Annotated in this window: 8 protein-coding genes and 1 tRNA gene; 3 read left to right on the forward strand and 6 right to left on the reverse strand. The window is 68.9% G+C overall.

What is annotated here, in order from left to right; all coding sequences use genetic code 11:
• Positions 1 to 302 precede the first annotated feature (302 nt).
• The 3 genes from ACFXJ5_RS23190 to ACFXJ5_RS23200 all read left to right on the forward strand — a co-directional run bounded on the left by ACFXJ5_RS23190 (position 303) and on the right by ACFXJ5_RS23200 (position 2,918).
• On the forward strand, positions 303 to 518 hold the full coding sequence (locus ACFXJ5_RS23190) for a hypothetical protein (protein WP_384634132.1): 216 nt from the start codon (positions 303 to 305) through the stop codon (positions 516 to 518).
• A 71-nt stretch (positions 519 to 589) separates the two neighbouring features.
• Positions 590 to 662, forward strand: a tRNA-Lys gene (locus ACFXJ5_RS23195).
• Between the two features lie 180 nt (positions 663 to 842).
• Entirely contained in the window at positions 843 to 2,918 is a 2,076-nt protein-coding gene (locus ACFXJ5_RS23200) for a SpoIIE family protein phosphatase (protein ID WP_384634135.1), read from the forward strand.
• A 144-nt stretch (positions 2,919 to 3,062) separates the two neighbouring features.
• On the opposite strand, the gene ACFXJ5_RS23205 is transcribed toward ACFXJ5_RS23200, so the two are convergent.
• From ACFXJ5_RS23205 to mycP, 6 genes are all read right to left on the reverse strand, one after another.
• Complete coding sequence (locus ACFXJ5_RS23205) at positions 3,063 to 5,495, reverse strand: beta-glucosidase (RefSeq protein ID WP_384634138.1); 2,433 nt, start codon at positions 5,493 to 5,495, stop codon at positions 3,063 to 3,065.
• An 88-nt stretch (positions 5,496 to 5,583) separates the two neighbouring features.
• A complete protein-coding gene (locus tag ACFXJ5_RS23210; protein ID WP_384634141.1) occupies positions 5,584 to 7,065 on the reverse strand; it encodes a M1 family metallopeptidase in 1,482 nt (493 codons plus the stop codon).
• A 180-nt stretch (positions 7,066 to 7,245) separates the two neighbouring features.
• Positions 7,246 to 7,818, reverse strand: coding sequence for a hypothetical protein (locus ACFXJ5_RS23215; protein WP_384634144.1), 573 nt, complete (start codon positions 7,816 to 7,818; stop codon positions 7,246 to 7,248).
• An 83-nt stretch (positions 7,819 to 7,901) separates the two neighbouring features.
• Entirely contained in the window at positions 7,902 to 10,103 is a 2,202-nt protein-coding gene (locus ACFXJ5_RS23220; RefSeq protein ID WP_384634147.1) for a DUF6571 family protein, read from the reverse strand.
• A 51-nt stretch (positions 10,104 to 10,154) separates the two neighbouring features.
• Positions 10,155 to 10,553, reverse strand: a complete 399-nt coding sequence (locus ACFXJ5_RS23225) for a hypothetical protein (protein WP_384634149.1) — start codon at positions 10,551 to 10,553, stop codon at positions 10,155 to 10,157.
• 181 nt (positions 10,554 to 10,734) lie between these two features.
• Complete coding sequence (gene mycP / locus ACFXJ5_RS23230) at positions 10,735 to 12,060, reverse strand: type VII secretion-associated serine protease mycosin (protein WP_384634152.1); 1,326 nt, start codon at positions 12,058 to 12,060, stop codon at positions 10,735 to 10,737.
• Positions 12,061 to 12,087: the final 27 nt, after the last annotated feature.

Genomic DNA, 12,087 nt, shown 5'->3' on the forward strand with positions numbered 1-12,087 from the left:
TCGGCCGGCCCCCCCCCCCCGCCCCGGGCCGGGGCGGCCCCCGGCCCGGGGGGGCACCCCCCAACGCCGCACCCCCCCCGCGGCCTAGTGGTGCGTGGGCCCATGCGTGGGGATGTGCACCTCCTGTGCATGACATGTGCGCAACCACAGAGGTCCCGTAATGCAAGACGTTTCCGGGCCAGTCGTCGTGTCCCGGTCACGGCGACCGCCACAGCGGTCGCCGTCACTCTCGGCTCACCGCTGACGCCGGCAGCCGGCCGCGGCCACCCCGTCCGGGGAACACGCAGGAGTGGCTGGACAGTGTGACGAAGGCGACAACGGCCACGCTGCCGGTCTCGTACGACGACGGAAAGACCTGGCGGCCGGTGTCGCTGCACAACCCGCACGGCGGCCGCTGGACCGCCGAGATCCGGACTCCGCGCACGTCAGGGGGGTTCGTGTCGCTGAGGGCCACCGCCGGCGACGGGGCGGGCGGCACCGTCAGCCAGGAGATCATCCGGGCCTTCGGGCTGAGCTGATGGGGATGCGTTCGGAGGGGGTGGTGGTCGGCAGCACCCCCTCCGACCACGTATGATTGTGCCGTTGGTGAGCGCCGTTAGCTCAATTGGCAGAGCAGCTGACTCTTAATCAGCGGGTTCGGGGTTCAAGTCCCTGACGGCGCACCTCCACGAGGCGCCCTTCCTCCGGGAAGGGCGCCTTCGCGTTTTCCCCTTCGATTTCCCCTCTCATGAGAAAATGGGGGTCGAACAGGACCTGTCTTCACTGCGGCCCGTACGGAGGGCGGGTGGCGGCTACGCTCCCGTACACCGTTTCGGGGGTAGGCGGCAGGAAAGAGGACCGGTATGCGTACGCACGACCTCGGGGCCAGGGTCGGCGAGGCAGACGCGAAACAGGGAGACGTCAGCGCCGCGCCTGGCGGGCTGCTGGACTTGTTGCGGGTCGCCGCATTCGTCCTGGACTACGACGGGCGGGTCACCCTCTGGAGCCCCGAGGCGGAACAGCTGTTCGGTTACACGCCGGACGAGATCCTGGGCCACAGCGGTGCGAGGCTGGTCGCCCCGGAGAACTTCGCCCTGGTCACGGAGCTGTTCGAGCAGGTCAGGGCGGGCGAGGCCTGGGCGGGCGTCTTCCCGGTGCGGCGCAAGGACGGTACCGACCAGTACGTGGAATTCCGCAACATGCGGCTGGACGACGTCGACGGGCGGATCTACGCCCTCGGTATGGGCGCCGACGTCGCCACCGTACGGAGCGTCGAGACCGACCTGGCCATCTCCAGCAGCCTGGTCGAGCAGTCGCCGATCGCGATCGCGGTCTTCGACACCGACCTGCGGCTGGTGCGGGCCAACCAGGCCGAGGTGGAGATCACCGGGATACCCTCGGCCGCCATGCTGGGCCTGCGCGCCGGCGAGATCGCGCCCGAGGTCGACTCCGAGGCGATCGAGGCCGCCATGCGCGAGGTGCTGGCGACCGGGCAGCCGCTGATCGACCGCCAGCTCATCGGCCGGACCCTGGCCGACCCGGACCGTGACCACGCCTGGTCGGTCTCGTACTACCGGATCGACGACCCCGCCGGGAATGTGCTGGGCCTGGCGGCCTCGGCCATCGACGTGTCGGAGCGGGTACGGCAGACCAATGAGATCGCCGAGGCGCGCGGCCGCCTCGCCCTGATCGCCGAGGCCGGTACGCGGATCGGCACCACCCTGGACCTCAACCAGACCGCCCGCGAGCTGGCCGACGTGGCCGTTCCACGGCTCGCCGACATGGCCGCCGTCGACGTCCTCGACTCCGTCCTGAGGGGGCGTACCTCTGCCGACGCGGCCATGGCCGACGACGGCTCCGCGCAGTTCCGGGCGCTGGCGGTCGCGTCCGAAGACCCCACCGACGCCATCAACGCCGCCGACCCGGTCGGTGAACTCGCCTCGTACGGGCCGACCCGGCTGATCACCAAGAGCGTCCGGCAGGGCAAGCCCGTTCTGGTACGCCAGGTGGACGCCCGCATGATGCGGCGCATCGCCCGCAACGACGAGGCCGCGGGAGTGCTGCTGGCCTCCGGCGCCCACTCCTATCTGGCGGCGCCGCTGATCGCGCGCGGCGATGTGCTGGGCACGCTCAGCCTCTTCCGTACGAAGAACCAGCGCCCCTTCGACGACGAGGACCGCACCCTGGCCTGCGAGCTGGCCGCCCGCGCCGCGATATCCATCGACAACGCCCGGCTCTACGCCGCCGAGCGCGAGACCGCCCTCGCCCTGCAGCGCAGCCTGCTCCCGCAGGCGCCGCCGGAGATCGACGGCATGGAGATCGCCTTCCGGTATCTGCCGGCGGTCAGCGACATCGGCGGGGACTGGTTCGACGTCCTGCCGCTCAAGGGCGGCAAGGTCGGGCTCATCGTCGGCGACGTCATGGGCAAGGGTGTGCAGGCCGCCGCCATCATGGGCCAGCTGCGCACCGCCACCCGGGCCTTCGCGCAGCTCGGCCTCGCCCCCGACGAGCTGCTGCGGCACCTCGACGACATCCCGGTCACGCTGGGCGCCGAGACGATCGTGACCTGCGTCTACGCGGTGTGCGACCCCCGCACCGGGCGCTGCGTCTTCTCCAGCGCCGGGCATCTGCCCCCGGTGATGATCCCGCCCGAGGGACGGGCCCAGCTGCTCGACGTCCCGGTCGGCGCGCCGCTCGGCGTGGGCGGCGTTCCGTTCGGCATCGCCGAGTACACGCTGGAGGAGGGCGCAATGCTCGCCCTCTTCACGGACGGGCTGGTGGAGGACCGCCGCAAGGACATCGACGTCGGGCTGCAGCTGCTGCTCGGCCTCCTCGAAGGCGACCACCGGCCCCTAGAGCAGACCTGTGACCTGGTGCTCGACGCCCTCCACCGCGCGCCCGACGACGATGTGGCGCTGCTGCTGGCGCGGCTGGGTTAGGGCCAGTCTTGTGCATCAGGCTGGATCAGGGAGCCGCAAGGTGCCGTGCCTGGGGGCACTCCCCCGGCCTTCGGCCGGGGGGACCCCCACCCAGCGTCCAGCTGGGGGAGCGTCGCGAGCCCGGCATGATCCGGCCGACAGGCCCTAGCGGACCACCACCGCCCGGCTCAGCCGCGGATCGGCCGCCGACGCGGCCAGATGTACCGCCCGTCGTCCCGTCCCCAGCACCCAGCGATGGGCCGCGGGGTCCCAGGAGGACAACAGCCGGGCCGGGATGCGCAGGGTGAGCGTGCGGGAGCGGCCGGGCGCGAGGTCGATCCGCTGGTAGCCGGCGAGGGTCTTGCGGGCCTGTGGGAGGGCGAGGTCCGGCGACGGGCCGACGTAGACCTGGGGGACGTCGCTGCCGCGCCGCTGCCCGGTGTTGCGTACGGTGAAGCGCACCCGCAGGCCGTGTCCCTCGGGCTCGGCGGCCAGGCCCGAGTAGGCGAACGTCGTGTACGACAGTCCGTGCCCGAAGGGGAAGAGCGGCTCGACGCCCTCCTCGTCGTACCAGCGGTAGCCGATGCGGATGCCCTCGGCGTAGCGTTCCTCGCCGCCCACGCCGGGATAGCGGCGGTGATCGCCGGACACCGGGTGCCGGTCGTCGGCGGCAGGGAAGGTCTGGCTGAGCCGGCCGCCGGGGTTGGCGTCGCCGAAGAGCAGGGCGGCGGTGGCGGCGGCGCCCTCCTGGCCCGGGTAGTACATCTGCAGCACGGCCGCGGTGCGGTCCAGCCAGGGCATGGCGGCGCTGGAGGAGGTGTTGAGGACCACCACGGTCCGGGGGTTGGCCGCGGTGACCGCCTCGATCAGCGCGTCCTGGTTGCCGGGCAGCCGGATCGTCGTACGGTCCCGGCCCTCGGTGGCGTCCTCGTACGCGAAGACCACGGCCGCGCGTGCGGCCCGTGCCGCCTTCGCCGCCGCCGCGACGTCCTCGGCGCGCGAGGCGCTGGTGATCCTCGCGAGGCGGAAGGTCCGGCCCCCGGTGCCGCCTGTGCCGGTGACGGTGAGCCGGTGGGCGCCCGCCGTCAGCTTCAGGGTCCTGCGGCGGACGGACATGCCGTCGGCGGTCGTGGAGATCAGCCCGCCGCTGAAGTTCTCGGCGTATCCGGCGCGTTGGGGGAACAGCTCCGTGCCGCCGTCCAGGACGACCTCGGGGCGGTCGGCGTGCGCGCCGGTGTAGTGGATGAGGAGGGTCCACGCGTCGTCGTCCCGGTCGGCCGTCACGTCGATGTCGTGGGTGTAGGTGGCGCCGGGTGCGATGGCGTGCTCGTGGAAGACCCTGCCGTAGACGTCCTCTCCCAGCGCGTACGTGACCTCGCCGCCCCGCTCGGCCCGCGCCCGGATCGCCTTCAGGGGGCTGTCCGCCCGGTCCGCCACGACATGCGCGCTGCCGCCGCCGCTCACGAACGGCACCGAGCCGGTCGGGCCGATCACGGCGATGCTGCGGGCCGCCGCGCCGGCCAGCGGCAGCGCCGCGCGCTCATTGCGGAGCAGCACCCCACCCCGCGTGGCGACCTTCAGCGCGGTGCGGGCCCCGGCGGAGGCGTCCCGGGCCGGGCGGGCCGGCACGGCCCCGCCGAGCAGCCCGAAGCGGTCCATGACGATCAGGACGCGCCGCACCGAGCGGTCGACCAGCGCCTCGGGGACCGTGCCGTCGGCGACCGCCTTCTTGAGCGCGGCCCCGAAGTACGTACCGTCGGGCATCTCCATGTCCAGGCCCGCCCGGATCGCCGGGGCCGTGCTGTGGGCGGCGGACCAGTCCGTCATCACCCAGCCGCCGAAGCCCCACTGCTCGCGCAGCACCGTGCCGAGCAGATACGGGCTCTCGCAGGCGAAGGTGCCGTTGACCTTGTTGTACGCCCCCATCACCGCGCCCACCCCGGCGCGGACGGCGGCCTCGAAACCGCGCAGCTCGGTCTCGTGCATCGCCTGCTCGTCGGCCACGACATTGATCGACTCGCGCTCGTACTCCTGGTTGTTGAGCGCGAAGTGCTTCACCGTCGCGATCAGCCCCTGGCTCTGGATCCCGCGCACCTCGGCGCCGACCAGGTCCGCCGCAAGCAGCGGATCCTCGCTGAAGGTCTCGAAGTTGCGGCCCGCGTACGGGGTCCTGATGAGGTTGACCATCGGCGACAGCAGTACGTCCTGGCCCAGCGCCCGGCCCTCCCGGCCGATCACCCTCCCGTACTCCCGCGCCAGCCCCGGATCGAAGGCCGACGCCAGCAGCGCGGGCGCCGGCAACGCCGTCGCGGGCGCGGTCACCCTCACCCCGGCCGGGCCGTCCGACAGCCGCAGCGACGGAATCCGCAGCCGTGCCACACCCGGGATGTACCCGGCCTGCCCGAGCGGCGCCGGGTCGGTCGCCCCATGCAGCAGGCTCAGCTTCTCGTCGAGCGTGAGCCGCCCGAGCAGCCGCTCGACCCGTCTCCCGTCGGCCGCCCTGGCCCGTCCGGTCGTGGCGGTGACGACGGCCACGGCCCCGCCGAGGATCCGTAGAACGGTACGGCGGGAGACGGACGCGGACGCGGGTGCGGGCATGCCGGGCTCCTTCCCTGAAGCTGACCCCCCATCAGCTACCAGGGAAGGACCCCGAAGTCACGCCCACCGCGCCGGGCCGGCCGGGTGGTCAGCCGCCGTGCACGCCGTTCGTCGCGGCGATCTGCTTCCAGGACTTGGGCTGCTCGGCGTCGGCCCGTACGCCCAGGGCAGTCGCGGCGGGGGCGGCGGGCTTGGCGGTGGCGTAGAGCCAGGTCTGGAACAGCGCGCCGAGGTCCTGGCCGGAGATCTGCTCCGCGAGGGCCTGGAAGTCGGCGATAGTGCCGTTGCCGTAGCGGCGCTCGGTGGGCCAGGTCTTGAGGAGCTGGAAGAAGTCGTCGTCACCGATGGCGTTGCGCAGGGCCTGGATGGCGAGGGCGCCGCGGTCGTAGACGGCGATGTCGAACTGGTTCTCCGGGCCCGGGTCACCGGGCGCGACGGTCCAGAAGGCGTCCGTGGCGGGGTGGAGGTCGTAGACGTAGTCGGCGAGTTCCTGCGCGGTGCCCTCGTCCTCGTGCTCGGACCAGAGCCACTGGGCGTAGCGGGCGAAGCCCTCGTTGAGCCAGATGTCGGACCAGCGCTCCAGGGAGACACTGTCGCCCCACCACTGGTGGGCCAGTTCGTGCACGACCACCGAAGTGTTGGAGCCGTTGGCGAACTGCTTGGGGCTGTAGAAGACCCTGGTCTGGGTCTCCAGCGCGAAACCGCTCTTCACGTTGGGCACGTAACCCCCCGCCATGCTGAACGGGTACGGGCCGAAGTAGCCGCTGAGCCAGTCGACGATCTCGCCGGTGCGCTCCACACTGGCGCGGGCGGCGCCGTCGTTGTCGCCGAGGTCGGTCGAGTAGGCGTTGATGACGGGGACGCCGCCGTCGCTGGTGCTGGTGGTGATGTCGAAGTGGCCTATGGCCAGCGTCGCGAGATAGGTCGCCTGCGGCTTGTTCTCCCGCCAGTTGTAGCGCGTCCAGCCCAGCTTGGAGCTGCTGGAGACCAGCACCCCGTTACTGATCGCCTGGGTACCGTCCGGCACGGACACCGACACGTCGTACGTGGCCTTGTCGAGGGGATGGTCGTTGCTGGGGAACCACCACCACGCGGCCTCGGGCTCGTTGGCGTTCACCCCTCCGTCGGGCGTGCGCTGGTACGACGTGAAGCCGTAGCGCTGAACCGCGGACGGAACGCCGTGGTACCGCACGACGACCGTGGCCTGTTTGCCCTGCTCGAGCGGCTTCGCCGGGGTGATCTCCAGCTCCTGCTCACCGGTGGCTGCGAACGCGGCCTTGGTCCCGTTGACCCGCACCTCGTCCACGTCCAGTGCGAAGTCGAGGTTGAAGCGGGTCAGTCCCTGGGTGGGCGTGGCCAGGATGGTCGCCGTACCCTCCAGCTCGTCGGTGGCCGGCTGGTACTTCAGGCGCAGGTCGTAGTGGGAGACGTCGTAGCCGCCATTGCCGTACGTGGGGTAGTACGGATCGCCGATACCGGCGGCGCCGGGTCCGGCGTCGGCGGCCGATGCCGGGACGGCCAGCAGCAGTGCGGCGGTTCCGGCAGTAAGGGCGAGCAGTCTCTTGCGCACAGGGGTCCTCCGGTGCGGTGGGGAGAAGGGACACTCGGACCCTAGGCAGTCCCACCCGCCCCGGGAACCACATTCCCGGCCGTTGCCACAGGGATTTCACAGTGCGCAACGCCCCGGTCGTCACGGCTCCCTGGGCCGCCCCCGCCCTCATCCTTCCCGCCGCGGCCACGACGTCGGGCCTCAGCCGGCCGACGGACTCGGCGAGCTCGATCCACCGCTCGCCCCGGACTGGATCGCAGCGCAATCGAACACTTCACCGGCTATGTAGCGCGCGGCGATGGTCGCAGCCGAGGTGAATGCCTTGCCCAGTTCACCGTCGAGCGTTCGCATCGAAGGAGGGTTGTCCTTCACCTCGACCTGGAGCAGATGATGCTCACTCGTGGGCGTTCCCGGGATAGAGCACGGAATGACCACCCGCGCCCGGTTCCTCTCGACGTACCCAACAGCCGAACCAACCCTGAAGGTCTTGGCATTGGACGGACTCGGCGACTTGACACGCTCCAGGTCGGTGATCGTGTCCGAGTACCAAAGATAATCAATCTCTACGAAGTGCTCTTTACTGTAGAGGTTGCAGTACCCATACGCCGTCCACTTCTTCGGGCGGAAATCGCTGGTCCTCTCCTCGATCACGCCGCCGCTTCCAACAACCGTTTCGAAGGCATCTCCTGTGAGCTTCCCGTCGCACACCGATGTGCTGCGCTTGTCCGTCCGGTCGCTTCCGCTACTGCTGCACCCGGATACGGTCATCAGCATCACGACGAGCGCAGCCGCGCACCGGAGTTTCTGCCGCGATCCGGAAGTCCCGCGTAGTTGAGGGGGGCAAAGCAGCATAGAGATCATCGTCCACTCACCGAAGAGTTCCAGGCGGTTCCTGCGGTATATCCACTTTGAGCAGCTGACGCTACTGAACCGGCCAGCTGATTGAGGTTGGTTTCGGACATGTGCCGCCCCGAACGTGCGATTGCCTGGCGTACCGATTCCGCACTGGAGTCACCCACGGCATTCCAACCGTCCGCATACTTGACATTTGCATCCTGCCTGGCCTCGTCCGTGGTGTCCTTCTGAATCTGCTCCACCACGAGAGCCTGCATATCCTCGACGGCCCAGCCAGCAATTGTTCCCACGATCGGTGCGGAAGCGCTCGTGGCCGCACCAACCGCCATGCCCAGGCCGCGGCCCGCCCATTTATCACCGGTTGACACCGCGTCGTTGAAGTCCTGGTCGGCTGCTGAGTGCTCTTCGTAGATAGCCTGGTCGCGCGCATCGCTCATAATGCCGGCCACGACGCCCCCCGGCTTCGCAACGTTCTCCATCGCGGCGGTCAGGTCTGATGGGTTGCTCTCGGCAACATGCTGCATCCAGATGGCGGTGTTTGCCTGTTGGGCCTCGGTGATCGCGACGTACGCGCCGGGATCCCGCCCTACCGTCGCAAGGAAGGGTTCGAGGGTGCCCATGTCGAGGTTGGCATCGGTCCCGAAGGTCTTGATAGAGCCCTGTTGATTACCGATGGCGGACTGCACGTCCGCCATGTACTCGGCCGTCATGTTGCCCAGGCTGTCCCGCATCGAGTCCCGCGGCGAGTCACTGATCAGGCTGGGGTCGCTTCCGATGGTGTCGACCAGTTGCTTCATCAGCGCTGCCCGCTCGGGAGTGTGCTTCACCGGGGCACCGTCCTCGTCATCGAAGGAGCGGCCCGTCGTGGCTGACTCCATTGCATGGCCGAGGTTGTTGTAGCCACTGGGGTCCTTGGAGTCGCCTGTGTACTCCGCCCCTTCGGGCCACTTGCGGTCCTTCAACAGGTAGTCGAGGTGGTCGACCTGTTCCCCGTCGGCAGTGGAGTCGGAGGTGAGGAACTCGGTGGATGCCTCCGGGTTGTGGCCCAGGGCATCCATGAAGCCCGTCATCGGATCGAGCGCGCCGAGATGGGTTGAGCCCAGGGAACGCGTGCTGCCGCCGCTCCAATAGACATTGGGATTCTGGCCGCCGTTGGCACCGTTCTTCTCTGCGGCGATGAGATTGTCGCCGTAGCCCTGGAGGAAGTCGGTGTCCCATGTGCCGTTACCCATCAGGCTGCTGGTGAGCTGGTAGCCGTTGAGCCCGTAGGGGGACTCGGTGGGGTTGGCGTTGAAGTCGTGCTGGCCTGCTGCCAGGAGGTCGTTCTGGAACTTGGTGACAGCCGGGTCCGGGTGCTTGGCGTGGTCGTCAGAGGTGGTCGCAGTGGCCATGGTGGTGCCCAGGTTCTTCTGGAGTTCCTTGAGCTCGGCCAGCTGCCCCTTGGACAATGTCGTCCCGGCCGGCGGGTTGATGAGCTGGTTGTACTTGCTCAGCATGTTGTCCGCGCCCGTCTCGACCGCGAACCTGCGGGAGAACTCGGGGTCGTTCTTGTTCACCTCAAGGAGGTGATTGAGCTTCGTGATCTCGGCATCGGACAGGCGCCCCTTCTTCTTCATCAGCTTGGACGCCTCGTCGGCCTCGACGGCATCGAGGCTGGTGTAAACGCTGGTGTTGAAGGACTCACTGTCGCCATTGGCATCGCGGTTGAGGCCTGCGGCGGCGGCCTCGTCGGCGGCAGCGGCCTGTTCGAGGATCTCCGTCAACCGGGACTTCAGCGACTTCAGCTTCTTCTCGCGCTCAGGTGCGAAGTCCGGCGCATTGGAGGCGGTCGGGCTGTCCCAGCGGGAGTCCACGTCCTCGATGGCGCCGTTGTCGGATACGCGGAAGCTGTCGTCTGATGCCTCGTCGAGCAGGGCACGCAGCTTGTTCTGGTACTTGGCGAACTCGGTGTGGGCGTCCTGAAGGAGCTTGGCCACGCGGCCGGCCTCGGTCGCGGCGTCCTTGTACTGCTGGCGGGCCTTCTTCATGGTGGCGAACGCCGAGTCTGCGGCATCGCCCTCCCAGTGCCCCTTCAGGTGGTTGATAACCCGTCGGTCGAACTCGCCGTGCAGGCTCTCGTACTTGGCGGGCAGGGCCTTCCAGGAATCGGCGGCGGTGGCCAGCGGGCCGAGGTCGGCCTCTTTGAGGTAGACGAGGGACAGCATGTGCGATGTGGCTCCAGTCCAGCTTCCGGTCTTGTCTTCGGGACTTCCGACTCATCCGAAAGCGGAAGGGGGCGCGGACATGCGCGCCCGTTCTTCTTCCTCGGTTCGGGTGTAATGACCGGTGGTGGTGTGGAGCTTGTCGCTGATGTCCTGAAGCATGCTCTTGAGGTTGAGGACCTGGGTGCCCCAGCGGACGTCCATACTCATCAAGGCGCCTGCGGTCTCCCAGGAACCCCCGTCGGCGACGGCGCCGCCGGCGTGCTTGTTGAGGCCCCTGATCGCGCCGAGGGTGTCGTCATCGGCGGTGTTGTCGACGTTCTCGGTGTCACCGCGCAGCTCGACCAGCGCGTTGGCCGCCTGGTCCATCCGCTGCGTGTCAGCCTTACTGACGCCCGAGGAGCCGCTTCCGCCCCCGCCGCCGGGGTCCGCAGCGACGGAGTTCAACTCCATCGGAGTGCTCCCACCGCTGTCCCCTCGCGCATCGAAGGGAGTACTCATACCTCGCCCCGTCCCCGTTGACAACAAATGCCTGGCATCGTCATCCCAAAATGACGATCAACCGAAGGCATGATACGACCGCCGGAGGACCCTGCCCGTCCGTTCGGCGATCCTCCTCGAGTTGTTCAACGCCTCACTGGTTCGACCACTGGTTGGGGTTCGGGGGCTGCTGATACGGGTTCGGCTGGCTCTGGGGGTACGGGTAGTTCTGCGGCGTGGGCGCGGGCTGCTGCTGGCCGTACGGCGGGTAGCCCGGGCCGGGGCCATAGGCGCCGGGAGTACCGCCGCCGGGGCCGTTGCCGCCACCGCCGCCGTTGCGGCGCGAGGCCTTGACGACCAGGAGGATGACGACGACGAGGACGATGATGCCGACGATGCCCAGGCCGACCCAGAGGAGCGTGTTCCCGCTGCCGGAGTCAGTGGAAGAGCCGGACTGGGGGGCAGCCGTGGCCTTCGACGACGGGTCGGCCGACGCGCTCTGGTGGGCCTGGAGGGACTTGGGGACCGAGAGGGGGCCGTACTCGGAGCCCGCCGGAATGTCCTTGGTCAGGGCGGCAAGGGGCTGGATGAAGCCGTAACCGTAGTGCTTGTCGGGGAGGCTGAGCCCCTTGGCGGAGGTGGGGAGGCCGGCCGTCTTGGTGAGGCGGTTCACGATCTGGCCGGCCGTGAGCTTGGGGAACTTGGCGCGGAGCAGGGCAGCGGCGGCGGAGACGTAGGCGCTCGCCTCAGAAGTGCCATCGCCCGAGCGATATGAGGTGCTGGAGACTGCTCCGGCAGAAACAATGCTCGTAGCCGGGGCGGCTAGCAGAACTTCGGGTCCGTAGTTGGATTTCTCCCAGATCTCGCCGTCATTCTTTACGCCCCCGACCGCGACCACTCCCGGGTACTTGGCCGGATATGCCCCTGCCTGCCTGCCATCATTACCAGTTGCCGCTACTACGACGACGTTGTGCTTCAGTGCGTAGGCGATCGCGTCCTCTTCAGCGCCTGAATCGAGCGCGGCGCCACCGCCCTGTGAAATGTTGATCACCTCGGCACCATGGTCCACCGCATAGCGAATCGATGCGGTGAACTTGTCGTCGTTCTGACCCAGGTCACGGATATCCAGAATCTTCGCCTCCGGCGCGAGCCCCATCACGCCGTCTGCGGAACCCGGCCCGTGACCGTGCCCTGCAATGATCGAAGCCATCTCGGTGCCGTGGTTGTCACCGGCATCCGGCGTGGTCGCCCCTCCGTCCACGAAATCCTTGCCTTCAATCACGCTGCCCTTCAGGTCGACGTGCTGGGCGTTCACTCCGGTATCAATTACAGCGACGGTGACGCCCTTGCCCTTCGAGACCTTCCAGATGGATTCGGCGTCGAACGCCTTGAGCGGCCACTGGTCCTGTCGAGTCTGGTCGGCAGCGGCCATAGGAGCCGATGCGAAGACGAGCGCACCCGCTAGAACCGTGCCGCTCACTGCTCGCAGCGTCCGTCCGAAGCCCAT

Origin of the sequence: Streptomyces sp. NPDC059373 (assembly GCF_042751495.1) — a bacterium.
Classification (GTDB): domain Bacteria; phylum Actinomycetota; class Actinomycetes; order Streptomycetales; family Streptomycetaceae; genus Actinacidiphila.

Coding starts and splice junctions, on each gene's coding strand:
- ACFXJ5_RS23200 (WP_384634135.1), top strand. CDS start 843: ATGCGTACGCACGACCTCGGGGCCAGGGTCGGCGAGGCAGACGCGAAA.
- ACFXJ5_RS23205 (WP_384634138.1), bottom strand. CDS start 5,495: ATGCCCGCACCCGCGTCCGCGTCCGTCTCCCGCCGTACCGTTCTACGG.
- ACFXJ5_RS23215 (WP_384634144.1), bottom strand. CDS start 7,818: ATGCTGATGACCGTATCCGGGTGCAGCAGTAGCGGAAGCGACCGGACG.
- ACFXJ5_RS23220 (WP_384634147.1), bottom strand. CDS start 10,103: ATGCTGTCCCTCGTCTACCTCAAAGAGGCCGACCTCGGCCCGCTGGCC.
- ACFXJ5_RS23225 (WP_384634149.1), bottom strand. CDS start 10,553: ATGGAGTTGAACTCCGTCGCTGCGGACCCCGGCGGCGGGGGCGGAAGC.